Consider the following 23,864-nt stretch of genomic DNA (forward strand, 5'->3'; position numbering starts at 1 on the left):
CGGTCTTCCAGGCGGGTGACGAGGCGGGTGGTGGCGCTCTGGCTGAGGACGACGGCGTCGGCGACCTGCTTCATCTGGAGGTGGCCGCCTTCGCCATTGTGCTGGCGGCTGAGGACGTCGAGCAGGGAGTACTCGCGCACGCTGAGGTCGTGGCCGGACTGCAAGGCGCGCTCGATGTGCGCCTCGATCCGGCCGTGCAGCAGGGAGAGGGCGCACCAGCCCTGGGCGAGCGCGGTGAGCGCGGGGTCCGTCGCTGTCATGGCGTCTCCTCCGTCTCGGAGCGGCTGAAGCCAGAGTAGAGCTGCTTCGCAATAGCCTGCGCTTGCAAATATGTGGCGCATGCAAGTATTGTCATCACTCGTAAAGCGCTACTGCAATCTTCTGGGAAGGTGTACCCCTTCATGCCTCTCGCGCTTCTGGCCCTCGCGATCGGGGCCTTCGGAATCGGAACGACCGAGTTCGTGATCATGGGCTTGCTGCCCGAGGTGGCGGGCGACTTCGGGGTCTCCATCCCCACCGCCGGACTGCTCGTGACCGGCTACGCACTCGGCGTGGTCCTGGGCGCTCCCCTGATGACCGTGCTCGGCACCAAGATCTCCCGCAAGCGGATGCTGATGCTGCTGATGGGGCTGTTCATCGCCGGCAACCTGCTGTCCGCTCTCGCCCCCGGCTTCGCCGTGATGCTGATCGGCCGCGTGGTCGCTTCACTCGCCCACGGTGCCTTCTTCGGCATCGGCTCGGTCGTCGCGGCTGATCTTGTCGCCCCGGACAAGAAGGCCGGGGCCATCGCGATGATGTTCACCGGTCTGACCGTCGCCAATGTCGTCGGTGTCCCGCTGGGCACGTTTGTCGGGCAGTCCGTCGGCTGGCGCGTCACCTTCTCGATCGTCGCCGCTCTCGGGGTCGTCGGCTTGGCCGGCATAGCCAAGCTCGTCCCCGACATGCCCAAGCCCCAGGGCGTCCACCTGCGCCACGAACTGGCCGCCTTCAAGAACGCCCAGGTGCTGCTCGCCATGGCGATGACCGTCCTCGGCTTCGGCGGCGTCTTCGCGGCCATCACCTACATCGCGCCGATGATGACCCATGTCGCCGGATTCGCCGACGGTTCCGTCACCTGGCTGCTGGTCCTCTTCGGGCTCGGCATGGTCGGCGGCAACCTCGTCGGCGGCAAGTACGCCGACCGCGCGCTCATGCCCATGCTGTACGTCTCCCTGGGTGCCCTCGCCGTCGTGCTCGCCCTCTTCACACTCACGGCACAGAACAAGGTCCTCGCAGCCGTCAGCATCGCGCTGATCGGTGCCCTGGGCTTCGCCACCGTCCCTCCGCTGCAGAAGCGCGTCCTCGACCAGGCGCATGGTGCCCCGACACTGGCCTCGGCGGTGAACATCGGCGCCTTCAATCTCGGCAACGCCCTCTCCGCCTGGCTCGGTGGCCTCGTCATCGCGGCCGGCTTCGGCTACACGTCCCCCAACTGGGTCGGCGCCGCCCTCGCCGCGGCCGCACTGCTGCTCGCGTTCCTCTCGGCCGCACTGGAGCGCCGCGACGGAGCGGCACCCAGCACCGTCGTCACCGGCACCGCGCCCGCCGAGCAGCCAGCTGCCGTCCACCACTGAGCCGGCTCGCGTGCGGGGCCAGGAGCAGCCCCCGCGGCATCTCCGGCTTCGTGAGATCCCAGCTCAGCATCACACCGCAAGGAGAATCCCCATGAGCACCGTCACCACCGTCGCTCCCCTGACCACCCAGGACGCCGATACGCTCGTCGTCGCCGCCCACCGGGCCGCCGAGACCGCCGGGGTGACGGCCAGCGTCACGGTCCTGGATGCCGGAGGCCACCTGCTCGCCTTCCGGCGGGACGACCGAGCCGTGCTGATCTCCGGGGAGACCAGTACCCGTAAGGCCTACACGGCGCTGCAACTCGCCACCCCCACCGCCGATCTCGTCGACGCCGTACAGCCTGGCGGCCTCTTCCACACCCTGCCCACCGCGCTCGATCGGCCGCTGCTGTTCATCGCGGGCGGTGTACCGATCCACCGCGATGGTCGGCTGATCGGCGCGATCGGGGTGGGCGGCGGCGCGCCTGAGCAGGACCACCGGTTCGCGACGGCCGCGATCGAGGCCCTCGCCTGACCGAGTCTCCACCGAGTCTCCGTGGCCACGACGAAACGCCGGCTCCCGACAGGGAACCGGCGTTTGCCATGCAGGCCGCGGCCCGCAGCCGGGTGCTTCAGCCCGCCGCCACCGTCAGCGGAGCAAACCGCCGGGTCCAGTCGCCGGGCAGCTCCGAGATGCCGTACGTCATGACCGCGTTGAAGGCGACGGACGACAGACCGTGCTCCTTCACCCAGGTCAGCAGTTCCTCGTGGCGTACGTCGATGTCCGTGCGCAACGGGCGGTCGGTGTGGGCGGCGAGGGAGGCGATGAGTGCCTTCGCGGCCTCGGTGTCCTGGGCGATCAGCGGGCCCACGACCTGCGTGTCCATGTTGGGCCAGGCGCCCGCGTAGCCGACGATCCGGCCGTTCTCCTCGACAACGCGCAGCTGGTCGGCGAAGGCGGGCAGCCGCGTGATGATGTGCGTCCGGTCGGCGCCGAACACCTCCTCGTCGAGCCGCAGAATGCCGGTGAGGTCTTCGGCGGTGGCCGCACGCGTGGAGACCCGGGGCTCCCAGGTTCCAGGCGCGAAGTGTCCACGCAGCATCTCCGCCCGGCCGGTCACCTTGAAGCCGAGTTCCTCATAGAGCGGTCGGCCGTTCGGCGTCGCGTGCAAGGTCAGTGGTGTCGGGCCCATCGCGGAGATGACGTGGTCCATCAGTCGGCGTCCGATGCCCCGGCGGGAATGCCGCTCGGCGACCAGGACCATGCCGATGGCCCCGAGCTGAGGGCGGTCCTGAGGCCCGTACTCCGTGACGACGCAGGCGCTGACAAGCCCGCCGCGGGGGTCGTCGATGCCATAGCCCTTCCCGGCTGTGAGGAGGAACTGCCACTTGTGTTCCTCACGGGGCCAGCCCCGGTTCTCGGACAAGTCGGCGCAGGCGTTGAGGTCGCGAGGCGTCAGACGGCGGATGGGCAGAGTGGTGAGGGAAGGTGTCGGCACGCAGGTCAGGCTGTCTGACGACTGCCCTGGTCGTCCAGCCGTTTCCGGGAGACGTACGGGCTTTTGGCCATGTCATGGTCCACCACACAACCTGCCGACAGGCGCTGGCTGTTTCACGTGAAACATGGCCGAACGGCGGCGTCAGCATCTCGCATTAGCCTCATGGGCCATGGCGAGACTTCACCTCTTCGACCTCGACGGCACGCTCCTGCACGGAACGTCCGCCCCCGTGGAGATCTCACGGCAACTCGGACTGGAAGCTGAGACCGTGGCGCTCGACCGGGAGATCTCGGCCGGGTTGATCGGGCCTCCGGAGTATGCGGCGCGGGTGCACGAACTCTGGGCGGATCTCACCGAGGCACATGTGGTGGCCGCTTTCGAGAGTGCTCCGTGGCTGGCGCGGATCCGTGAGGTCTGGGCGGAGATCAGAGGGCAGGGCGACTACTGCGCCGTTGTATCGCTCTCACCCTCCTTTTTCGTGGAGCGGTTGACGGGCTGGGGTGCGCACGCGGCATACGGCTCCCGCTTTCCAGCCGTGCCGTTCACCGAGCCCGTCGACCCGACGGGAGTGCTCAGCGCGGCGGCCAAGGTGCTCATCGCCGACCAGCTCTGCGAAGAGTTCGGAGTGACGCGGGCCGACTGTGTCGCCTATGGCGATTCGCTGTCGGACAAGGATCTGTTCGGAACTGTGCCAGTATCCGTCGCGGTCAACGCGGACCGCCATCTGACCGGACTCGCGACCCACTCTTACATGGGGATGGATCTGTGGGAAGCCTATGAATTGGTACGTCACAGCCGTTAATTGAAGGAAATGCCCGTTCGCCCTCTCGACCAATTCGTGAGCGAGGAAGGGGGGACTTGTGATCGGGGCGTCGGCCGGTAGGGTCGACTCCGGTTCGTGTCCGAGCTGTGATGTAGTCCCAGTGATGCAGTCCCAGCACGGAGCGAGCGCAAGGCGATGCAGCCTCATACGGGTTGAGTGTGGCTGTATGGGGCGCGGCAACGAACGGGGAAAGCAAGCCGTCGCGGGGGAAGCAGGCACCCTCCCATCGAGGAAGTGCGTAGACCGACCGAAAGATGTTCGAGGCGAGGCACACCATGGACGCTCCGACCACCACGTCGGCCGACAACGGCACTTCCGGCGGCGGGGGCGGCTGGTTCACGCCGCGCAAGAAGCCGGCGGCCACTCCGGGCAGCGAGCAGCAGGCGGCTGAGGGCAGCCGCCTGGCAGCGATGCGCCCGGTCGGCAGGACGGCGATGGGTGACGGCACAGCCCCGTCGACGACCCAGGGCGACGACCAGTCCGCCACGACGGCCGGCCCGGCGCAACCGACGCCCGCTGACCTCAGCACCGACCCCGCCACGCCTAAGCCGAGCCCCACCCCGCCCCCGCCGCCGGCAGCGCCCTCCGCCGCGGCCCCGGGCCAAGCGCCGCCCCCTCCCGCGCCTGGGTCGGTCACCGGCCAAGCGCCGCCTGGCTCCGCCACCGCCTCGCCTTCAGGCCAAGCCCCGCCGGCCCCGACTCCTGCGACCGCCTCGGTTCCAGGCCAAGCCCAGCCCGAGCCTTCCACCACCTCTGCCACCGCCTCGGCCCCGGACCGAGCCCGGCTCCCCGCCCTTGCCCAGGCCGGCACAGCCCGACCGCCTATACCGGACCTCAGAGCTGTCTCCCCGCCCTCCTCCCAGTCCCAGGCGCGCGTTCCGGCTCAGCGCCCCGCCCCGGCCCAGACCGCCTCCCCGGAAGCGATCCTGATCCGTCGGACGATGACCGAGATCACCCCCGTCGCCGACAAGGTCACCTCGTACTTCTACGCGCTGCTTTTCGTGCGCCACCCCGACCTGCGCTCCCTGTTTCCGGCCGCGATGGACACCCAGCGGGATCGGCTGCTCAAGGCCCTGCTCACGGCAGCCGAACACATCGATGACAAACCCGTCCTCGTCGAGTACCTGCAGAACCTCGGTCGTGGTCACCGCAAGTACGGCACCCAGGCCGAGCACTACCCGGCTGTCGGCGAATGCCTCATCGGGGCGCTGAGCAAGTACGCCGCCGCCGTCTGGGACGGAGAGACGGAGGCCGCCTGGGTCCGGGCGTACACGACGATCTCGCAGGTCATGATCGACGCGGCGGCGGCGGACGAACTGCGCGCCCCCGCCTGGTGGCACGCGGAGGTCGTCTCCCACGAGCTCAGGACCTCGGACATCGCGGTCATCACCGTCCGACCCGACCAGCCCTACCCCTTCCTCGCCGGGCAGTACGCCAGCCTGGAGACGCCCTGGTGGCCACGGATCTGGCGGCATTACTCCTTCGCCTCCGCGCCCCGCTCCGACGGCCTGCTGACGTTCCATGTGAAGGCCGTGCCCGCGGGCTGGGTCTCCAACGCGCTCGTGCACCGCGCCAGGCCGGGGGACATCATCCGGCTCGGCCCGCCGGCCGGTTCGATGACCGTGGACCACACCACCGACAGCGGGCTGCTCTGCCTGGGCGGGGGTACCGGCATAGCGCCCATCAAGGCACTGGTCGAGGAGGTCGCCGAACGCGGTCAGCGGCGACCGGTCGAGGTCTTCTACGGCGCCCGCAGTGATCACGACCTCTACGACATCGACACGATGCTCAGACTCAAGCAGTCCCACCCCTGGCTGGAGGTCCGCCCGGTGGTGGACCGGCACGGACTGCTCCAGCTTCCCGACGCCATACGCGAGTACGGACCCTGGACCGAGTACGACGCCTATGTCTCCGGACCGCCCGGCATGATCCGCAGCGGTGTCGACGCGCTGAGAGGCGTCGGCATCCCGTCCGAGCGAATACGCCACGACTCGGTGGAGGAGCTCGTCGTCGGCGACTGACCTTCCGCCGGGTATCAGCCCAGGTCGGGGGCGTGCATCGCGCGGACGCCCTCGATGTTCCCGTCCAGGTAGTGCCGCAGCGACAGCGGTACGAGATGGACCGAGGCGATGCCGACCCGAGTGAACGGCACCCGTACGATCTCGTACTCGCCGATGGGCTCGTCCACCTCGGGCCCGTGTCGCAGGGACGTGTCCATCGACTCCAGACGGCAGACGAAGAAGTGCTGCACCTTCACCCCGGTCGCTCCGCCGTCTTCGCCGATGTGCTCGACGGTGTCGACGAAGCAGGGCACCACGTCGACGATCTTGGCGCCGAGCTCCTCGTACACCTCCCGGTGCAGTGCCTCGACGACGGTCGTGTCCGTCGGTTCCACTCCGCCACCGGGAGTGAGCCAGTAGGGATCCATGCCGGGCTTGGTGCGCTTGATCAAGATCAGGTCGTCGCCGTCCAGCAGAACGGCGCGTGCGGTGCGCTTGACCACGGGTCGGACGGTCATGGGAGAAATGTGGCCCGGCTGGTTCCACGTGAAACATCGCGAGACGTCACCGGTCCGGCTCAGGGTGTGACGGGACCGGACGCCCTGCTCAGGCCGTGTCGAAAGCCGTTCGTCAGGCCCAGTCGGAAGCCGCGCGCAACAGCCACTCATGGGCACGCGCGATGTGGGGCATCGCCAGTGTGCCGGTGCGGACCACCAGGAAGTACGTCCGTAGCGGCGGGACCGGTGGATCGTGCAGGGCGACGACGTCCCCGCGCTCCAGGGCGGCCGCGCACAGATAGCGGGGCAGTACCGCCAGCCCGGCCCCGGCGGCGGCGCAGGCGAGCACCGCGCGCAGGTCGGGGACGATCACGGTGCCCGGGGCGGCGGGACGGGAGTCGTAGACCGAAGCCCAGTAACGCGAGACGAACGGCAGGGACTCGTGCACCTCCACCACCGGGATGTCCTCCAGCGCGTGCGCACCCTTGCGGCGCAGGGGCACCGCACCGATGAGGTCGGACCAGAGGGGAGCGGCGACGAGGACGTGTTCCTCGTCGCAGAGCGGAGTCGCCGTGAGCAGGGCGCCGCGCGGGCGGGCCGTACTGATGGCCAGATCGTGATGTCCGGCGGCCAGCCCTTCGAGGGTTTCCTCGGCGTTGCCGAAGGACGCCCGCAGCGCGAAGCGCTGGCCCTCCTCGCCGGTCAGCTCGGTGAGTGCGGGCAGCGCCCGTTCCGCGGTGAACTCGGGAGGACCGGCGACGTGCAGGGATCGTAAGGAGGACTCGTCGTCGATCCCGGTTTCGGCGATCTCCACCAGGGCGTCGAGATGAGGGGCGGCCTTGTGGGCGAGTTCGTCGCCGATGGTCGTCGGCGTCACTCCGCGGGCCTGGCGCAGGAACAGGGGGCGGCCCAACTGCCGTTCCAGGGTGCGGATCTGCGAGGTGACGGCCGGCTGCGACAGTCCGAGCAAAGCGGCGGCGCGAGTGAAGGAGCCGGCCCGGTGCACGGTCACAAAGGTGCGTAACAAGGCCAGATCCATGCGACAGCCTCCCCTTCCCCGCCCTTCTCCCCACCCCCGGGGCAGGGGCCAACTATAAATAAGTCGATAGGTCGCTGTCGCTACTGTGATTGGACACTGACAGAGAGTCAACTAGCCTTGTTCGCGCGGTTCTTCGCGCGCGGAACCGAGGACGGTCCGAGCCACGAGGGGGGAGGCTCGGACCGTCCGTTCCACGTGAGCCGGATGCGACCGAACTCGGCCGCGGCCAGGTCACCGCGTCGATTCGTCCAGCGCGCGCAGCACGTCCGCCACCAGATCCGCTGGGTCCTCCGCACCGATCGACATGCGAACAAACCCCTCCGGTACGGCGTCTCCGCCCCAGCGTCCGCGTCGCTCGGCGGTGGACCGCACCCCGCCGAAGCTGGTCGCGTCGTCGACGAGCCGCAGGGCGTCGAGGAAGCGCTCGGCACGCGCGCGCGTGGGCAACGTGAAGGACACCACGCATCCGTAACGCCTCATCTGCTGCGAGGCGATCTTGTACGAGGGGTCGCCGGGCAGGCCCGGGTAGCGCACCCCGAGTTCCTCCGGCCAGTCCCGCAGCGCCTCGGCGACCGCGAGGGCGTTGGCGTTCTGCCGCTCCACGCGCAGCTCGAGCGTGGCGAGGGAACGGTGCGCGAGCCAGGCCTCCATGGGCCCCGGAATCGCCCCGACGATCTTGCGCCAGCGCCGTACGGCGACCATGGCCTCGGCGTCGCGGCCTGTGACGTATCCCAGCAGCACGTCGCCATGTCCCGTGAGCTGCTTGGTGCCGCTGGCCACCGAGAAGTCGGCGCCGAGCTCCAGCGGGCGCTGTCCGAGCGGCGTCGCGAGCGTGTTGTCGACGGCGACGCGAGCGCCACGCGCGTGTGCCGCCTCCACGAGCCGCCGGATGTCACACACGTCCAGACCGGGGTTCGACGGGGTCTCCAGCCACAGCAGCTTCGCTCCGTCCAGGACGTCGAGCTGGGCGTCCCCGCCGGTCGGCGCCGTGCGCACCTCGATGCCGTACGCCTCCAACTGCGCCCGCACCAGGGGCAGCGCCTGATAGCCGTCGCCGGGCAGGACGACCGCGTCCCCGGCCCGCAACTGGGAGAAGATCACGGACGAGGTCGCGGCCATGCCCGACGCGAAGACCAGCGTCTGGACGCCGTCCTCCCCCGGTGCCTCCAGCTCGCCGATGGCGCGCTCCAGGTGGGTCCAGGTCGGGTTCTCGTCGCGGCCGTAGGTGTACGGTCCCGTGGGCTCGCCCGGCAGGTGGTAGTGGGCGGCGAACACCGGGCCCGGGAGTGTCGGCTCGTGCTTGACCGGCTCGGGGAGACCGGCCCGCACCGCGCGTGTGCCGTCTCCGTCTCCGTCGCCGGAAGGCAGACCCTGCGCCTCCGTACCGCTCATGCCGCCCGTCCCTCCACCTGCTCGCGGATCGCCGCGAACAGGCCCGTGCTCGCCGCCTCCACCATCTCGAGGCACTCCTCGAAGCCGTCCCTGCCGCCGTAGTACGGGTCCGGCACGTCGAGGTCGTCGCCCGCGGCGGGGTCGTAGGAACGCAGCAGCCGCACCTTCGCGGCGTGCTCCGGCGAGGGCGCGAGGCGGCGCAGGGCATCGAGGTGACCGGAGTCGAGCGCGATGACGAGGTCGAGACGGGCGAACCAGGACGGCTGGAACTGCCGGGCCGTGTGGCCGCTGTCGTAGCCGTGCTCCTCGAGAACGGAGACGGTGCGCGGGTCGGCCGGGTCGCCCTCGTGCCAGCCGCCGGTGCCGGCGCTGTCGACCTCGACCAGGGCGTCGAGCCCGGCCTCGGCCACGCGGGCGCGGAAGACGGACTCCGCCATCGGCGAGCGGCAGATGTTGCCGGTGCAGACGAAGCAGACGCGGTAGGTCATCGATTCCTCAGTCCCCGTCGGGAAGGATCATGTTGAGGGCCCAGGAGACGATCGAGATGATCAGGCCACCGAGCACGGCGGTCCAGAAGCCGTCGACGTGGAAGCTCAGGTCGACCGTGTCGGCGAGCCATGAGGTCAGCAGCAGCATCAGCGCGTTGACGACCAGCGTGAACAGGCCGAGCGTCAGGATGAGCAGCGGCAGGCTGAGGAGCTTCACCACCGGCTTGACCAGGAAGTTCACCAGGCCGAAGATCAGTGCGACGAGGATCAGGGTGCCGACCTGCTTGCCCGTGCTGTCACCGGTGAGGGTGATCTTGTCGAGCAGCCAGACGGCGACCGCCAGGGCGCCCGCGTTGGCGATCGTCTTGACTACGAAATTCTTCATGTGTCTGATCGTGGCAGACGGGATCGGCCATGAGCACGGGGACGAGGGCGGACGAGAACGATGAAGGCATTCCGGCTGGACGAACTGGAGGCGGAGCGCGCCGCCAACGAGGGCGCCTACCTGCAGTTTCTGCGGGAGCGCAACATGTCGGTCGGTCTGTACGCGCTCAACGCCGGCGAGCATGATCCACAGAAGCCGCACAATCAGGACGAGGTGTACTTCGTTGTGAGCGGCCGCGCCCAGATCACCGTCGGCATGGAGACCACGCAGGTGGCGCGCGGCAGCGTGGTGTACGTGCCGGCCGGAGTCGCCCACAAGTTCCACCACATCAGCGAGGACCTGCGGGTGCTGGTGGTGTTCTCTCCGCCCGAGAGCTGACCTTTGGCCTCAGGGTTCCCTAGGGGATCGCTCAGGGGAGTACAAGGGCTGCGAGGCCCCCGCCGGAGCACCTGCGGCCCTAGCATCGAGTGCAGGGAATCAGCGGATTCGAAGGATCAGGACCCGGCACAGCGACGGGCGGAGAGATGAGGACGAGGGCGATGCGTGAGATCTTCGCGGGACTGCCGTGGTGGGTGAAGTGGATCGCGGTGCCGGTCATCGCTCTGGTCGTGTTCGGCGGGCTGATAGCAAATGTCGTCGGGTTCGTCATCGGACTGCTGTTCAAGGTGCTCGTCTTCGTGGCACTGGTCGGTGGACTCATCTACGTCGTACGCAAGTTCACCTCGAGCTCCTCGTCACGCAGCGACTGGTGAGGGCCGTGAGGCGAGGGGTGCGGTAACGGGAATCGCCGGTTCCCTCGGGCGAGGGAAGTTTCCCGGGCAGCCCGTCTGCGAGCGGTGGCAGGCGAATAGAGTCCGGAAATCGACGCGGGGACGACCCCGCGAGCGGCGTGCACCCCACCCGTGTTCCCCAGCACGGGCTCCCCCCTCGCGCTTCGGGAGTGACCCTTGGCCACGGTTGACACCGCACCCTCAGACCCTCACGCATCCATCGGACGGCCGTGTTCCTCCGTACCGCAGGTACCGCGGCAGGCGTCCCCGACCACCTCCGAGCAGTCGCACTCCGCGACGCTCATCGGATCCGTCCAGCGGGCGATGCGCCTGCTGGAATGTGTCGCCGAGCACGAGTACGGCGCTCCCGCCAAGCAACTCGCCCGAGAGACGGGACTGGCGCTGCCGACCGCCTACCACCTGCTGCGCACCCTGGTGCACGAGGGCTATCTGCACCGCGACAAAGGGCTGTTCTTCCTCGGCGAGGCGGCCGTGCGGCTGAGCAGCAGCGGAGCCCAGCAGAAACGTCGCAGCACGGTCGCCGACGCACTCGCCCACTGCCGTGACGCCATCGGCGTCCCCGTGTACTACGCCCTGTACCGAGAAGGCGAGATCGAGGTCATGTGCGTCTCCGACACCCCGGGCAATCCGGCGGTCGAGGAATGGGCCGACTTCCGTGAGACCGCCCACGCGCACGCCATCGGCCAGTGCCTGCTGTCCCAGTTGGACGAGGACGCCCGCCGCGACCACCTCGACCGCCACCCCGTGCAGTCCATCACCCCGTACACGGTGCGCGACAGCCGCACCCTGCTCCGACGCCTGGACCGGACCCGCCGGATGGAGACCGTGACCGAACGCCAGGAGTACGCACTGGGCACGGTGTGCGCGGCGATTCCGATCACGGTGGGCACCACGGCCGCCACGATGGCCATTTCTCTCCCTGTTCACCAGGCCGACCGGTTGCTGCCGGCGGCACGGCAACTGCAGGACGAGGTCGGGCGGTTGTTGGGGTCGCTCGCGATCTCTATCAGTATCTGAAAACTCACTCCTTGTGATCTCTCGTGTACGTTCAGCAAGATTCCACCAGTGTCGGGATCCGTTCCCGGCCAGTCGACGGCAAACGACGGGGTAGGCGATGCGCGAGTCCGTACAGGCAGAGGTCATGATGAGCTTTCTCGTCTCCGAGGAGCTCTCCTTCCGCATCCCGGTGGAGCTGCGCTACGAGACCTGTGATCCCTACGCCGTGCGGCTGACCTTCCACCTGCCCGGTGATGCCCCGGTGACCTGGGCGTTCGGCCGCGAGTTGCTGGTCGACGGGGTGGGCCGACCGTGCGGGGAGGGAGACGTACGCGTCTCGCCGGCCGGGGCTGAGACGCTGGGCGACGTGCTGATCCGGCTTCAGGTGGGCGCCGATCAGGCGCTGTTCCGCTCCTCGGTGGCGCCGCTCGTCGCCTTCCTCGACCGCACCGACAAGCTGGTGCCGCTCGGGCAGGAGGGTGCGCTCGCCGACTTCGACGCGCACCTCGACGAGGCCCTGGACCGCATCCTGGCGGAGGAGCAGAGCGCGGGCTGAGTCGTCAGGACAGCGCGGGTGTGGGGTGGCGTAACGCTTCGCCGGGTGCGGTGAGCGCTGAGGCGTCGTGCGGGGTGCTGTAAGTGCCGAGGCACGATGCCAGTGCCCGGGGGTGCCCATGGGTGCTGAAGGCACGCTGTGGGCGCTGTCGGCTGCTGCTGTGGGGCGCGTAGGAGCTTCAGAGGCGCGCGGGGACGCCCTTCCCTCACAGGCGTGCACCCGCATGCCGCCGGATGGACAGAACGGCTGCCTGGGACCGGTGGCCGCGTCCCTCACCGCTTCCGCCGTCGCCCCCGCCCGCCACGCGGAGCAGACTGCCCCGGAGCGGGCTGCGTGCCCGCCGCGGCCGACTGGGCCCCCACCGGCGCCGCCCCCTTCCCCGGCCGGTCGGCCGAGACGACCAGGGCCGCGAGAGCCGTGGTGACCGGCACCGACGCAACCAGGCCGATCGACCCCACCAGCGTGCGCACGATCTCCTCCGCCACCAGCTCACTGTTGGCGACCGTGCCGACGCTGCTCTGGGCGATCGAAAAGAGCAGCAGCAGCGGCAGCGCGGCGCCCGCGTAGGCGAGGACGAGGGTGTTGACCACGGACGCGATGTGGTCGCGGCCGATCCGGATACCCGCGCGGTACAGCCCGCGCCAGCCCATCGTCGGGTTGGCCTCGTGCAGCTCCCAGACCGCGGACGTCTGGGTGACCGTCACGTCGTCGAGGACACCGAGCGAGCCGATGATGATGCCGGCGAGCAGCAGACCGCTCATGTCGATCGACGGGTACAGGCCGTGGATCAGTCCGGTGTTGTCGTCGGTGTTGCCGGTGAGCGCGGCCCAGCCGTTGAACACCGAGCCGAGGACGCCGATCAGCAACAGGGAGATCAGCGTGCCGAGCACCGCCACGGACGTACGGGCCGACAGGCCGTGGCACAGGTACAGGGCGATGAGCATGATGGCGCTCGACCCGACCACCGCCACGACCAGGGGGTTCGAGCCCTGCAGGATCGCGGGCAGGATGAAGAAGGTCAGCACCATGAAACTGATGGCCAGCGAGATCAGCGCCATGACACCGCGCATCCGCCCGACGACCACGACGGCGAGTGCGAAGATGCCGGCGAGCACGGCCAGCGGCACGCGCCGGTTCACGTCGGTGACCGAGTACTGCAGGTCCCTGGGAGCCGAGGGCTCGTAGGCGACCACGACCTCCTGGTCCTCGTGCAGCTGCCGTGACTGGTCGGGCTGCACGATCTCCGTGAACGTACGGCCCTTGTCCTTGCCCGTGTCGACGCGGATCGTCGCCTTCTTGCAGGTGCCCTTCTCCTGCTGCACGGCGGAGGAGCCTTCGGCGGTGGAGGTGTCACCGGTCGGGGGCACTCCGGAGGCGCCCACGTCCTTGCAACTCACCTCGACCACCTTGGTGACCGTGGCCTGCTGCGTCTGCCGGTCGAAGCCGACTCCCGTGCGCTCGTGCGGCGGAGCACCGCCCGGCCACAGCACCACGAGCCCCGCCACCACCGCCGCGGCGAACGGGATCAGAACCGCCGCGATGACCTTGCGCAGATGCAGGGAGACGGGTGCCGCCGGCCCGTGGGCGTGACTGTGCGAGTGACCATGACCGCCGCTGCCCCCGCCGCTCCCGGCACCATCGTCGTCACCGCCGCCGCGCGAGCCTCCGGAACCAGGCCCGTGACCATGACCACCAGCGAAGTCGTCGCCATGACCTTCACCGAAGCCGTCCCCATGACCGTGGCGGGAATCGTGCCCGTGACCACTTCCGGAGTCGAGACCTTGACCGTGACCACTACCGGAGCCGAAACCTTGACCGTGACCATCTCCGGAATCGCGACCGGGACCACGACCACTTCCGGAACCGAGACCGTGGTCACGACCACTTCCGGAATCGCGACCGTGACCATGACCACTTCCGGAGCCGTGACCAGCCCCGCCCCCGCCCCCGGACCCCTGCCCCGGTACGCCGCGGTAGCCGGGACCGTAACCCTGCACGCCACCCGAACCGGGTCCGCGTTCGTGCCCGCCGCCGACCCCGCTCCCGCGCTCCTGCATCCCACCGGAGCCCTGGCCGTGTTCGTGCCAGCCGTCGGATCCAGCCGCGTCACCGTCGGGACCGCCTCCGGCACCACGGCCGAAGCCACTGTCGTAGGCACCGTCGTATCTGCCGCGGGGAATCGCCGAACCCCGGCCGTCGGTACGGCCGTTGCCCCGCGCGGGGCCGTTTCCGGAGCCGGAGCCGCGGTGCGGCTCGGGCGGTGGGTACGGAGGTTCATGCGTCGTGGTCACCGACCGATCATCGCAAGAACGACGGGGGCCCTCTGTTCACCGCGCCCGAATTGACGCTAGCGTGGAGCCACCTTTGTACACGCGGGAGCTCGGAGCACCGGGCTGAGAGGGCGCTGACCTCCGTCCCAGCGATGTTTCACATGAAACATCACCCATCGCGAGTGATGTTTCACACGAAACGTCGGCAGACGGAAGCCGCTGCGTCGACCGCCGAACCTGTTACCGGGTAATGCCGGCGTAGGGAGTAGGTCTCATGACCATCAAGGACGCGCGCACGCCTGCCTCCGTTCAGGACGAGAAGTCCCAGGAGGCCGGGAAGTCCATCGGCTGGCACAAGGCGTACGTCGAGGGCTCACGCCCCGATCTGCGGGTGCCGGTCCGCCAGGTGCACCTCACCAACGGGCAGTCGGTCACGCTGTACGACACGTCGGGCCCGTACACCGATCCACTCGCCGAGACAGATGTCCGCCGCGGACTGCCCGCGCTGCGGGAGAACTGGATCATCGCCCGCGGCGACACCGAGGAGTACGCGGGCCGCCCCGTCCGTCCCGAGGACGACGGGATCAAGCACACCTCGCCACGTGGCGGCCTGCGCAACCTCGACGCGGTCTTTCCCGGACGGCCGCGCCAGCCGCGTCGCAGCCGGGACGGCAAGGCCGTCACACAGCTCGCCTACGCGCGCCGTGGCGAGATCACCCCGGAGATGGAGTTCGTGGCCATCCGCGAGAACGTTTCTCCCGAGGTGGTGCGTGAGGAGATCGCGTCAGGCCGGGCGGTGCTGCCCGCCAACGTGAACCACCCGGAGATCGAGCCGATGATCATCGGCAAGCGGTTCCTGGTGAAGGTCAACGCCAACATCGGCAACTCGGCGGTCACCTCCTCCATCGAGGAGGAGGTCGAGAAGATGACCTGGGCGACGCGCTGGGGCGCCGACACGGTCATGGACCTGTCCACCGGCCGCAACATCCACACCACCCGCGAATGGGTGCTGCGCAACTCCCCCGTACCGATCGGCACGGTGCCGCTGTACCAGGCACTGGAGAAGGTCGACGGCAGGGCCGAGGATCTGACCTGGGACATCTACAAGGACACGGTCATCGAGCAGGCCGAGCAGGGTGTGGACTACATGACGGTCCACGCGGGCGTGCGCCTGCCGTACGTGCCGCTCACCGCCAACCGCAAGACCGGCATCGTCTCGCGCGGCGGCTCGATCATGGCCGCGTGGTGCCTGGCGCACCACAAGGAGAGCTTCCTGTACGAGAACTTCGAGGAGCTCTGCGAGATCCTCGCGGCGTACGACGTCACATACTCGCTGGGTGACGGCCTCAGGCCCGGCTCGATCGCGGACGCCAACGACGAGGCGCAGTTCGCGGAGTTGAAGACGCTCGGAGAACTCAACCGGATTGCCAAGCGTTTCAACGTACAGACCATGATCGAGGGCCCGGGACATGTCCCGATGCACAAGATCAAGGAGAACATCGACCTTCAGCAGGAGATCTGCGATGAAGCTCCGTTCTATACGCTCGGCCCGCTGACGACCGACGTCGCCCCGGCGTACGACCACATCACCTCCGGCATCGGTGCCGCGATGATCGCCTGGTGGGGCACGGCCATGCTCTGCTACGTCACGCCCAAGGAGCACCTGGGCCTGCCCAACCGTGACGACGTCAAGACCGGCGTCATCACCTACAAGATCGCTGCCCATGCGGCCGACCTCGCCAAGGGGCACCCCGGTGCGCAGGAGTGGGACGACGCGCTGTCCGACGCCCGCTTCGAGTTCCGGTGGGAGGACCAGTTCAACCTGGCCCTCGACCCGGACACGGCGCGGGAGTTCCACGACGAGACCCTGCCGGCCGAGCCCGCCAAGACGGCTCACTTCTGCTCCATGTGCGGGCCGAAGTTCTGCTCGATGAAGATCAGTAGAAGCATCACAGAGCAGTTCGGCGGCGACTCGGGTGCCACCCCGGAGGAGATCCAGGCCGGGATGCTGGAGAAGTCCAAGGAGTTCGCGGCCGCCGGCAACCGCGTCTACCTGCCGCTGGCGGACTGATCTGGGCAGACGGCTGGCCGATGCCTACCGAAGGTGTCGGCCAGCCGTTGAGCCTGTGATCAGGGTTGCTGAGCGTTCCGTAGCCGTTCCACCTGCCGACTGATCAGCTCGGTGGGGAATGACAGGTCTGCGCCTACGCCGAGCTCGGAGAACGTGGCGATGGTGTTCCCCGTGCGTACCACGATGAACTGCTCGTTGCGGTCTCCGGGCTGATCCGGCCCCATAGGGATGATCTCCCGGAAGGCCAACGCCTCTTCGCCGACCTGCGGCGGTGTCTCCGTCCGCACCGTCGCCTTGAACCGTCCGGCGTAGCTCTCCCCCTCGTAGGACCGGCAGGTGGTGAGGGCCTGCTTGACTTCCGCGAAGCGCTGTTCGGCCTTGTCCTCCTCATAGGAGGCGAGTGTCGAACTGCCGCCCATGATGTTCTCCTTCCAGTTGAAGATCTGGAAGACGTGAGCGGATGACCCCTCGCCGTTGCGGATGTCGATGAGGGGCTGGCAAGCAGGGACGGATACGGGCGGGAAGGAGCGTCCGCTTCCTTGCGGCTGGGGTTCCTTTACCGTGATGGGCTCGTGGGCTTGCGGGACCTCTCCGTCCTTGAAAGCGAGGTTCTTGAGTTGAGCCGTCGTCAGGGGTGTCACCGGGGCCTTGGCCGAAGGTGTGGTGGACGAGGCTCCAGCAGCGGCCTTCGGCTCCTGCGCCGGGGCGCACCCGGACGCGAGGAACACTCCGATGACAGTTGCTGCGGCTGTTGTCATCAGCCGTGTCGTGCGCGTTTGCATGAGTCCCCCGGAACGGTGTGGATGAGAAGCCGACGCTAGTGAGGTAAGAAGCCGGTGACCAGGGGATATTCGACCACGGATCGGGAAAATGGGATCCGGACCACGCATCGGGAAATCGGGATCCGGTGTCGGCCGACGGTGGGCTGATCTGTCGATCGGTGAAGATCTTCCAGGACATCCGCCGCGAACAGGGCGGTTCCCGGCAGGAGATCGAGGAGGGCATGGCGAAGAAGTCGGAGGAGTCCGCGGCGGCGGGCAACCGGGTGTACCTGCCGATCGCGGACTGAGCGAGTCCCGGCCGGACAGGGGAGCACGCACACCTCCGCGCCCGTGCCCGCCGGACTCGGCGAGCCGCCCGTCCCGTAACGGAACGAGCACGACGCCCCTCCGTCAGACCAAGATCCCTAGGGTCTCTCGTGTGAGTGGGATCGATGTCACCAACGGAGTGGTCGGCGCCTTCATCGGCATGCTGTTCGCGGTGCTGTTCCAGCAGCCCCTTCAGAACCTCTGGTACCGGCTGCGCAGACGGTCGGCCAGTGCGTTGCGCAGTCTGGGGCGCAGGGAGGAGTCCGGGCCTGTCTGGAGTACGTTCTCGCTGGGGCCGCTGCAGACGTCCGCGCTGATCGTCGAGGGAGACGGTGACAAGCCGATCGCCCCGGAGTCGGTGCACGTCCATGTGCTGGACGGTGAGGTGGAGTTGCCGTCGGACATGGCCGGCTGGCGGGCGGAGATCGCCGAGGAGAGTGAGCGGCTGCGGGCCGAGGGGCGCACACCGTTGTGGAACGGGCCGCGGTACGCGGTCGACTCGGTCGACATCACCCGTACCGCTCTCGACGAGTCGCCCGAGGTCCATCTGCGACTGCGTCCGACGGACTACTACACCTTCCTCGCCGCCCAGCAGCTCGACCGCCGACTTCCCGACGGCACGACTCCCCGCTCCCGCTACCTGGACCCGGAGAGGCCGCTCCAGGCACCGGACTTCCTCCAGTGCAGCTTCGCCGTCAACATCGCGGTCGTCACCGCCGACGACATGCTGGTGGTCAGTCAGCGCAGCGACCGGGTGCGCATGGCGCCGGGTGTGTGGAACTCCTCCGTCAACGAGGGCCTGTCACGGCACATCGACTCCTCCGGCAGAAGCGCACCGGATCTGCACGCGGTGGCCCGCCGGGGCATGCGGGAGGAACTGGCCGTGGAGCCGCACGAATACACGCTCGAACTGCTGGCGTTCGTGCTGGACATCGACAAACGCCATTGGAGCGGGCACTTCCACGCCAGACTCAAGGAACTGAAAAGCCCGGATCTCCAGGCGCGGATGAGCCGGGGTGTCGCGGACCGGTGGGAACACGAGACCATCGAGTACGTGCCCTTCCGGCCGGCCGCCGTGGTCAGGTACCTGCTGCGGGAGGACCGCGTGCATCGATGGGCACCCCTGGCTCCGGCCCTGTTCCATCTGTCCCTGGTGCACGCCTTCAGCCGACCACTGGTCGAACGCGTGGAAGCGCAGGTCCTTCGGCGTCTCTGACGCCGCGACGAAAACCTTCCATCGGGTCTTCGGCTTGCGCTCCCCTGGGCAGGGGGCGCAAGCCGAGGGGCAGATCCGGCTGGAGTCACTCCGGTCACTCCGGCTGGTGTTCCGGCCCCCCGAAGTCCGGGCTCGTGTAGTCCGGGCTGGTGAAGCTCGGGCGCGTACCACGGGAGGGTCCGTCGTCCGGGCTGCTGAAGCCAGGGCGGTCGTAGCCGAGGTTCGGGATGCGGCCGGCCGGCGTCGACGGTGGCGTGTGGTGCAGTGCCGATGCCGGACCGGGAGCGGCGAGTGCCTCCCGTAGGAACGGCAGGATGCCGCGCTCCAGCAGTGCCTCACGCCAGGCTTCCCTGGCCCGCGCCACCTCCTCGCCCAGTTCGCCGTACGGCCCGCCCTCGAACGCGGGGCGATTGCGCAGGGCGGTGAGCAGGAGTCCGACGGCGGCGACCAGGATCGCGGCCGCTGCCAGGGCGCCGAACACCCATCCGGTGGTGAGCATCGTCTGGGCGAACGCCGGCTCGGGGCTGAGCATCTTGAGGATGTAGCCGACGAGCAGGAAGATCGCCGCGGCGGTGCCGGCGAGGACGGGTGCCAGGACGGCGAGGACGGCGGTGACGCCCGGGCCTGCTGTCTCGGCGACTTCTCCCATGGTGGTGGCGAACCCCATCGCGCCGCCGCCCGACTCGGTGGAGCCGGACTCGCGGGCGGACGACGGGGTGGACGGCGCCGGTTGGCGCAGTTCCTCGCGGACCTTCACGTAGTGCTGGTACTCGGTCGCCGCGGCCGCCGTGATGAGTGCGGTGGCGTTGAGCGCCATGGTGCGCAGCTGTTCTGGGTTGAGCCGCTGTCCGACAGCGGCCAGTTCCGGGCGGTGTGGTGCGGAGCGCAGCGCCTCATCGAGGATCCGCTCGTATTCCTGGCGGTCCTCGCTGTGCAGGTGCTGCGGAACGCTGTTCATGTGCATCCCCCGATGCTCCGTAGGGCTTGGGGCTCGCATGCCAACGAGCCGTCGGGCAGAAACGGAGGGGAGCCTGCTACGGATAAGCCGATGGTAGAGCGGTGACGGCACACGGTGACAGGGGGTTTGCCAAAATTGGGCCTTGGCCTGCGCCGTCCTTTGTCACCGCGTCATGGGGCGACGCCTTCCCCGTGAACGTTCAGATACCCAGGGGAAGTTGCTGGACCAGCAGCTTTCCGGCCATGGTCACGCCGCCGTCCATCGCGATGGCGAGGCCGTCCGCGTAGACGTGCGGCCCCGCGACCGAGGGCCCGCTGTCGTCCTCGCCGTCCTCGGAGCCGACCTCGCCCAGCAGGTACGGAATGGGGCTGTGGCCGTGAACGATGCGGGTGCCGCCGTACGTATCGAGCAGGGAGCGCACATGGTCGGCGCCGCCCTGGTCACGGAAGGAGAAGCGCTTGGTGAACTTGCGGAAGAGGTCCCAGACTTCGTCGGCGTCGTTGCGGGTGAGCGTCTCGCGGACGGTGTCGTTGACCGCCTCGATCGAGTCGCCGTAGTCCAGATAGGCGGTGGTGTCCGAGTGCACGAGCAGGTGGCCGTCGACCTCCTCCATGGCGTCCAGCCGGGACATCCACTGGAGGTGGTGGTCCTGGAGGCGGTCCATGTCGGTCTTCTGGCCGCCGTTGAGCAGCCACGCCGCCTGGAAGGTGGCGGTGCCCGCGCCGGAGTTGACGGGGGTGTCCCCGAACCGCTTGGCGCCGATCAGCAGCAGCTCGTGGTTGCCCATCAGGGCCTTGCAGTAGCCGCCGGCCGCGGCAGCCTCCGCGGACAGCCGCATCACGAGGTCGATGACACCGATGCCGTCCGGGCCGCGGTCGGTGAAGTCGCCGAGGAACCACAGCCGGGCGGTGCCGGCGCTCCAGTTCCCCGCGGAGTCGATGAGGCCCTTCTCCTGGAGGGCGGCCACCAACTCGTCGAGATAGCCGTGCACGTCGCCGACGACGAACAGCGGGCCGGGGCCGTCCGCCGACTGCGGGACCGGCACAGAGGCGGGGTCGACATGCACCTGGACCGTGTCGCCGCGATTGATCACGGGCAGGTCCCGCTGCGTGGGCGTGTACCCCTCCGGATAGGTTTCGTCGAGGTGCGGGGCGACATCGCCCGAGTGTGTGCTGTGGACGTACGGACCGGTCTCGTGGACGTAAGCGGGCACCCGGAAGTCGCGCAACGTCGCCGTCCGCTCCACCTCGGGTCCCTGACCGGCCCCCTGAGTCATCAGACCCCTCCACCATCGCGCCGCAGCTGCACCGCATCGGACTGCCTGGTCGCAGCGGCCCGCGGTGTCGTGGGCCCATCATAGGAATGCCGATCGCGCCATGTGATGACCCAGGGGTGGTGAATCGGAGCGGGACTCCTGTTCGCCGCGGCTTTCGCCCCGATTGGGCAGGTCTTCGGCCGTCCGACGGCAGCCTCCGCGTCGCTCCCCGACCTGCCTTCGCCGACCTGTCCTCGCCGTTCCCGGACGGGCTCTGCCACCTCCGCCGACCTGCTCCTACCGCTCCTCGGGCGACCGGGGCGGGCTGACCGTCGTACGCGGTGGCCGTCGCTGGGACGAGGTACGCACGATCAGCTCGGTCGGTATCACCTGCTCGACCGGGTGATCCGACTGCGCTCCTTCGATGGCGTCGATGAGGAGTTGGACCACGGCCGTGCCGATGCGGCGCGGCTTCAGGGAGAGCGTGGTGAGGGGCGGATCGGTGTTGGCGTACACGGTCGACTCGCTGCAGCACACCAGCAGCAGGTCGTCCGGCACGCGCAGGCCGTAGCGGCGGGCGGCGGCGAGCAGGTCGGTGCCGTTCGGGTCGAACAGTCCGTAGACGGCGTCGGGACGGTCGGGGCGGGCGAGCAGCCGGTCGGCGGCGACGGCGCCCGCGCACGGATCGTGCGCCGGGTAGGCCTCGTACACCGGATCCTGGCCCACCCGCTCGCACCAGCGCAGGTACGCGGTGGTCGACAGATGCGTGTACGTGTCCGTCGTGGTGCCCGTCAGCAGGCCGATGCGGCGGGCGCCGGCGTCCGCCAGGTGGTCGAGGATGCCGAGTACGGCGGCCTCGTGGTCGTTGTCGACCCAGGCGGTGACCGGCAGCGAACCGGCCGGGCGGCCGTCGGAGACGACCGGCAGTCCCTGTCGGACCAGTTCGCTGACGACCGGGTCCTGGTCGGACGGGTCGATGACGACCGTGCCGTCGAGGGCGACGTTCGACCAGACGTCGTGGCGCGAGGTCGCGGGGAGGATCACCAGGGCGTAGCCGCGGGCGAGCGCGGCCGAGGTGGCCGCGCGGGCCATCTCGGCGAAGTACGCGAACTCGGTGAAGGTGAAAGGTTCATCCCCGTATGTCGTCACGGTCAGGCCGATGAGGCCCGACTTGCCGGTACGGAGCGTGCGGGCGGCGGCCGAGGGGCGGTATCCGAGCCGGTCGGCGACCTCGCGGACATGGCGTCGGGTGGCGTCGGGGAGCCTGCCCTTGCCGTTGAGGGCGTCGGAGACGGTCGTGATGGAGACCCCGGCGGCGGCGGCCACGTCTCTGATCCCCGCCCGCCCGGGCCGGCTGCCTCGACGTGAGGTTTCCGCGCGGCTCACCTGGTGCTTCCCTGCTGCTGTCATGGCGAGCCGATAGTAGGGCTCATGCGGTGGGGTAGTGCGGACGCATATGCACTCGTTGACAGGCACGTTTCTGCAAGGTCATCAGGCGTCAAAATCCTTGAATTGCAAGGGAGTTGAACGATCCAATAGTAGGACGTGACTTGTCGGCACGCATGAGCCTGCCAAGTGTCCGATGTTTCGAAGAGGTCTCAACTCACCTTCACGAGGGATGCGCGCCACGGCGCGAGCCACCGGCGCATAGATATATGTGTGATGCGCCCCCCAATTCGTACAGATTCGTACAGTGATGCCCCTGATGCTGATGTGGCAGAAGGGTTCACAGACGAGGGCTCGCACCTGTACGCATCGGCGTCGAATCCTCATAAGGTAAGGAGCATTGGAGCCGGCGGTGACGATGGGCCGCCAGTGGTCACGAGGAGGACTGCGGTGAGCGAGACGAGCCCCAGGCTGCGTGCCGAGCTGGAGGGTATCCCCACCTACAAGCCGGGCAAGCCCGCCGCGGCCGGTGGCCCGGTGGCCTACAAGCTGTCCTCCAACGAGAACCCGTATCCGCCGCTGCCCGGTGTGCTGGAGACCGTGACGGCCGCGGTCTCGTCGTTCAACCGCTACCCAGACATGATGTGTACGGCGCTGATGAACGAGTTGTCGGAGCGCTTCGGCGTGCCGGTCTCCCACCTGGCCACCGGCACCGGCTCGGTCGGCGTCGCCCAGCAACTGCTGCAGGCCACTTCGGGTCCCGGCGACGAGGTCATCTACGCCTGGCGGTCCTTCGAGGCGTACCCGATCATCACGCAGATCAGCGGCGCCACGTCCGTGCAGGTGCCGCTGACGCCGGGCGATGTGCACGACCTGGACGCGATGGCCGCCGCCATCACCGACCGGACCAGGATGATTTTCGTCTGCAACCCCAACAACCCGACGGGCACGGTCGTGAAGCGGGCCGAGCTGGAGCGGTTCCTCGACCGGGTGCCCGGCGATGTGCTGGTGGTGCTCGACGAGGCGTACCGCGAGTTCATCCGCGATCCCGAGGTGCCGGACGGCGTGGAGATCTACCGTGAGCGGCCCAACGTCTGTGTCCTGCGGACGTTTTCCAAGGCGTACGGCCTCGCCGGCCTCCGTGTCGGCTTCGCGATCGCCCATGAGCCGGTCGCGGCGGCGCTGCGCAAGACGGCTGTGCCCTTCGGAGTGAGCCAGCTCGCGCAGGACGCGGCCATTGCCTCGCTGCGTGCCGAGGACGAACTGCTCGGCAGGGTCGGCTCATTGGTGTGCGAGCGCAACCGTGTGGTCGACGGGCTGCGCGCTCAGGGCTGGACGGTGCCCGAGACCCAGGCCAACTTCGTGTGGCTGCGGCTGGGGGAGCGCACGGTCGCCTTCGCTCAGGCCTGTGAGCAGGCGGGCGTGGTGATCCGGCCGTTCCCGGGCGAGGGTGTGCGGGTGACGGTCGGGGAGGCCGAGGCGAACGACATCTTCCTGAAGGTGGCGGAAGGGTTCCGGAAGGAGCTCTGAGGCTCCACACGGCGCTTTACCTGTAGTAGCTG

General features: G+C 68.8%; 21 protein-coding genes, 3 pseudogenes and 1 riboswitch. Of the genes and pseudogenes, 12 read left to right on the plus strand and 12 right to left on the minus strand.

The genetic code is table 11. The features are described 5' to 3' along the window. A pseudogene (locus ABZ078_RS34740) lies at nucleotides 1–260 on the minus strand (MarR family transcriptional regulator); the annotation flags it as partial. 141 nt (nucleotides 261–401) lie between these two features. Here ABZ078_RS34740 and ABZ078_RS34745 point away from each other — a divergent pair. Then, nucleotides 402–1,613 carry an MFS transporter gene (locus ABZ078_RS34745; RefSeq protein WP_356581999.1) on the plus strand — a complete coding sequence of 404 codons (1,212 nt, stop codon included), beginning with the start codon at nucleotides 402–404 and terminating at the stop codon, nucleotides 1,611–1,613. Between the two features lie 91 nt (nucleotides 1,614–1,704). Further along, entirely contained in the window at nucleotides 1,705–2,127 is a 423-nt protein-coding gene (locus ABZ078_RS34750) for a heme-binding protein (RefSeq protein WP_356582001.1), read from the plus strand. Between the two features lie 97 nt (nucleotides 2,128–2,224). Here the strand turns inward: ABZ078_RS34750 and ABZ078_RS34755 are convergent, their stop codons facing one another. After that, complete coding sequence (locus ABZ078_RS34755) at nucleotides 2,225–3,091, minus strand: GNAT family N-acetyltransferase (protein WP_356582003.1); 867 nt, start codon at nucleotides 3,089–3,091, stop codon at nucleotides 2,225–2,227. Between the two features lie 169 nt (nucleotides 3,092–3,260). Between ABZ078_RS34755 and ABZ078_RS34760 the strand changes: the two genes are divergently transcribed. After that, nucleotides 3,261–3,893, plus strand: coding sequence for an HAD-IB family phosphatase (locus ABZ078_RS34760; RefSeq protein ID WP_356582005.1), 633 nt, complete (start codon nucleotides 3,261–3,263; stop codon nucleotides 3,891–3,893). 296 nt (nucleotides 3,894–4,189) lie between these two features. Then, entirely contained in the window at nucleotides 4,190–5,935 is a 1,746-nt protein-coding gene (locus ABZ078_RS34765) for a globin domain-containing protein (protein ID WP_356582007.1), read from the plus strand. Nucleotides 5,936–5,949: 14 nt separating this feature from the next. On the opposite strand, the gene ABZ078_RS34770 is transcribed toward ABZ078_RS34765, so the two are convergent. The 5 genes from ABZ078_RS34770 to ABZ078_RS34790 form a co-directional block, all read right to left on the minus strand. After that, the gene (locus ABZ078_RS34770; RefSeq protein WP_356582009.1) at nucleotides 5,950–6,432 is read right to left on the minus strand and encodes an NUDIX hydrolase; all 483 of its coding nucleotides are present in this window, start codon (nucleotides 6,430–6,432) and stop codon (nucleotides 5,950–5,952) included. 112 nt (nucleotides 6,433–6,544) lie between these two features. Further along, nucleotides 6,545–7,450 carry a LysR family transcriptional regulator gene (locus ABZ078_RS34775; RefSeq protein ID WP_356582011.1) on the minus strand — a complete coding sequence of 302 codons (906 nt, stop codon included), beginning with the start codon at nucleotides 7,448–7,450 and terminating at the stop codon, nucleotides 6,545–6,547. A 231-nt stretch (nucleotides 7,451–7,681) separates the two neighbouring features. After that, entirely contained in the window at nucleotides 7,682–8,842 is a 1,161-nt protein-coding gene (locus ABZ078_RS34780; RefSeq protein ID WP_356582013.1) for a cystathionine gamma-lyase, read from the minus strand. Further along, entirely contained in the window at nucleotides 8,839–9,330 is a 492-nt protein-coding gene (locus ABZ078_RS34785) for a low molecular weight protein-tyrosine-phosphatase (RefSeq protein WP_356582015.1), read from the minus strand. The genes ABZ078_RS34780 and ABZ078_RS34785 overlap by 4 nt, the downstream gene beginning before the upstream one ends. A gap of 7 nt (nucleotides 9,331–9,337) precedes the next feature. Beyond that, the gene (locus ABZ078_RS34790) at nucleotides 9,338–9,715 is read right to left on the minus strand and encodes a phage holin family protein (protein WP_356582017.1); all 378 of its coding nucleotides are present in this window, start codon (nucleotides 9,713–9,715) and stop codon (nucleotides 9,338–9,340) included. Nucleotides 9,716–9,775: 60 nt separating this feature from the next. Here ABZ078_RS34790 and ABZ078_RS34795 point away from each other — a divergent pair, with 60 nt between their 5' ends. The 4 genes from ABZ078_RS34795 to ABZ078_RS34810 all read left to right on the plus strand — a co-directional run bounded on the left by ABZ078_RS34795 (nucleotide 9,776) and on the right by ABZ078_RS34810 (nucleotide 12,058). Next, nucleotides 9,776–10,093: a cupin domain-containing protein gene (locus tag ABZ078_RS34795; RefSeq protein ID WP_019755167.1), complete on the plus strand. Its 318-nt coding sequence runs from the start codon at nucleotides 9,776–9,778 to the stop codon at nucleotides 10,091–10,093. Between the two features lie 161 nt (nucleotides 10,094–10,254). After that, a complete protein-coding gene (locus tag ABZ078_RS34800) occupies nucleotides 10,255–10,467 on the plus strand; it encodes a DUF5326 family protein (protein WP_031484720.1) in 213 nt (70 codons plus the stop codon). A 321-nt stretch (nucleotides 10,468–10,788) separates the two neighbouring features. Next, entirely contained in the window at nucleotides 10,789–11,523 is a 735-nt protein-coding gene (locus tag ABZ078_RS34805) for an IclR family transcriptional regulator C-terminal domain-containing protein (protein ID WP_356582069.1), read from the plus strand. Nucleotides 11,524–11,620: 97 nt separating this feature from the next. After that, nucleotides 11,621–12,058, plus strand: coding sequence for an SsgA family sporulation/cell division regulator (locus ABZ078_RS34810; protein WP_356582019.1), 438 nt, complete (start codon nucleotides 11,621–11,623; stop codon nucleotides 12,056–12,058). 272 nt (nucleotides 12,059–12,330) lie between these two features. On the opposite strand, the pseudogene ABZ078_RS34815 reads toward ABZ078_RS34810, so the two are convergent. Further along, nucleotides 12,331–13,770: pseudogene (locus ABZ078_RS34815) on the minus strand (YibE/F family protein); the annotation flags it as partial. Between the two features lie 650 nt (nucleotides 13,771–14,420). Further along, nucleotides 14,421–14,610, plus strand: a riboswitch (TPP riboswitch). On the opposite strand from ABZ078_RS34815, the gene thiC reads away from it, so the two are divergent. Beyond that, nucleotides 14,603–16,399, plus strand: coding sequence for a phosphomethylpyrimidine synthase ThiC (thiC, locus tag ABZ078_RS34820; protein WP_356582021.1), 1,797 nt, complete (start codon nucleotides 14,603–14,605; stop codon nucleotides 16,397–16,399). Its footprint overlaps the riboswitch before it by 8 nt. Nucleotides 16,400–16,458: 59 nt before the next feature. Here the strand turns inward: thiC and ABZ078_RS34825 are convergent, their stop codons facing one another. Further along, nucleotides 16,459–17,157, minus strand: a complete 699-nt coding sequence (locus ABZ078_RS34825; protein ID WP_356582023.1) for a hypothetical protein — start codon at nucleotides 17,155–17,157, stop codon at nucleotides 16,459–16,461. Nucleotides 17,158–17,330: 173 nt separating this feature from the next. Between ABZ078_RS34825 and ABZ078_RS34830 the strand changes: the two are divergent. Both ABZ078_RS34830 and ABZ078_RS34835 read left to right on the plus strand, forming a co-directional pair. Further along, a pseudogene (locus ABZ078_RS34830) lies at nucleotides 17,331–17,468 on the plus strand (thiamine biosynthesis protein ThiC); the annotation flags it as partial. 131 nt (nucleotides 17,469–17,599) lie between these two features. Further along, entirely contained in the window at nucleotides 17,600–18,703 is a 1,104-nt protein-coding gene (locus ABZ078_RS34835) for a hypothetical protein (RefSeq protein WP_356582025.1), read from the plus strand. A 94-nt stretch (nucleotides 18,704–18,797) separates the two neighbouring features. Here ABZ078_RS34835 and ABZ078_RS34840 read toward each other — a convergent pair whose 3' ends face one another. The 3 genes from ABZ078_RS34840 to ABZ078_RS34850 form a co-directional block, all read right to left on the minus strand. Next, a complete protein-coding gene (locus ABZ078_RS34840) occupies nucleotides 18,798–19,667 on the minus strand; it encodes a hypothetical protein (RefSeq protein WP_356582027.1) in 870 nt (289 codons plus the stop codon). Nucleotides 19,668–19,860: 193 nt separating this feature from the next. Next, nucleotides 19,861–20,937, minus strand: a complete 1,077-nt coding sequence (locus ABZ078_RS34845; RefSeq protein WP_356582029.1) for a metallophosphoesterase — start codon at nucleotides 20,935–20,937, stop codon at nucleotides 19,861–19,863. A 276-nt stretch (nucleotides 20,938–21,213) separates the two neighbouring features. Continuing rightward, nucleotides 21,214–22,326, minus strand: coding sequence for a LacI family DNA-binding transcriptional regulator (locus ABZ078_RS34850; protein ID WP_356582031.1), 1,113 nt, complete (start codon nucleotides 22,324–22,326; stop codon nucleotides 21,214–21,216). A 426-nt stretch (nucleotides 22,327–22,752) separates the two neighbouring features. On the opposite strand from ABZ078_RS34850, the gene hisC reads away from it, so the two are divergent. After that, the gene (gene hisC, locus ABZ078_RS34855) at nucleotides 22,753–23,832 is read left to right on the plus strand and encodes a histidinol-phosphate transaminase (RefSeq protein WP_356582033.1); all 1,080 of its coding nucleotides are present in this window, start codon (nucleotides 22,753–22,755) and stop codon (nucleotides 23,830–23,832) included. Nucleotides 23,833–23,864 lie beyond the last annotated feature (32 nt).

The organism is Streptomyces sp. NPDC006385 (genome assembly GCF_040612485.1).
Lineage (GTDB): Bacteria > Actinomycetota > Actinomycetes > Streptomycetales > Streptomycetaceae > Streptomyces.

Bases quoted from the DNA above. Each gene is read 5' to 3' on its own strand.
- ABZ078_RS34745 (WP_356581999.1), top strand. From the start codon at position 402: ATGCCTCTCGCGCTTCTGGCCCTCGCGATCGGGGCCTTCGGAATCGGA.
- ABZ078_RS34770 (WP_356582009.1), bottom strand. From the start codon at position 6,432: ATGACCGTCCGACCCGTGGTCAAGCGCACCGCACGCGCCGTTCTGCTG.
- thiC (WP_356582021.1), top strand. From the start codon at position 14,603: ATGACCATCAAGGACGCGCGCACGCCTGCCTCCGTTCAGGACGAGAAG.
- ABZ078_RS34825 (WP_356582023.1), bottom strand. From the start codon at position 17,157: ATGACAACAGCCGCAGCAACTGTCATCGGAGTGTTCCTCGCGTCCGGG.
- ABZ078_RS34765 (WP_356582007.1), top strand. From the start codon at position 4,190: ATGGACGCTCCGACCACCACGTCGGCCGACAACGGCACTTCCGGCGGC.
- ABZ078_RS34810 (WP_356582019.1), top strand. From the start codon at position 11,621: ATGCGCGAGTCCGTACAGGCAGAGGTCATGATGAGCTTTCTCGTCTCC.
- ABZ078_RS34785 (WP_356582015.1), bottom strand. From the start codon at position 9,330: ATGACCTACCGCGTCTGCTTCGTCTGCACCGGCAACATCTGCCGCTCG.
- ABZ078_RS34795 (WP_019755167.1), top strand. From the start codon at position 9,776: ATGAAGGCATTCCGGCTGGACGAACTGGAGGCGGAGCGCGCCGCCAAC.
- ABZ078_RS34775 (WP_356582011.1), bottom strand. From the start codon at position 7,450: ATGGATCTGGCCTTGTTACGCACCTTTGTGACCGTGCACCGGGCCGGC.
- ABZ078_RS34780 (WP_356582013.1), bottom strand. From the start codon at position 8,842: ATGAGCGGTACGGAGGCGCAGGGTCTGCCTTCCGGCGACGGAGACGGA.
- ABZ078_RS34840 (WP_356582027.1), bottom strand. From the start codon at position 19,667: ATGCACATGAACAGCGTTCCGCAGCACCTGCACAGCGAGGACCGCCAG.
- ABZ078_RS34760 (WP_356582005.1), top strand. From the start codon at position 3,261: ATGGCGAGACTTCACCTCTTCGACCTCGACGGCACGCTCCTGCACGGA.
- ABZ078_RS34850 (WP_356582031.1), bottom strand. From the start codon at position 22,326: ATGACAGCAGCAGGGAAGCACCAGGTGAGCCGCGCGGAAACCTCACGT.
- ABZ078_RS34845 (WP_356582029.1), bottom strand. From the start codon at position 20,937: ATGACTCAGGGGGCCGGTCAGGGACCCGAGGTGGAGCGGACGGCGACG.
- ABZ078_RS34800 (WP_031484720.1), top strand. From the start codon at position 10,255: ATGCGTGAGATCTTCGCGGGACTGCCGTGGTGGGTGAAGTGGATCGCG.
- ABZ078_RS34750 (WP_356582001.1), top strand. From the start codon at position 1,705: ATGAGCACCGTCACCACCGTCGCTCCCCTGACCACCCAGGACGCCGAT.
- ABZ078_RS34790 (WP_356582017.1), bottom strand. From the start codon at position 9,715: ATGAAGAATTTCGTAGTCAAGACGATCGCCAACGCGGGCGCCCTGGCG.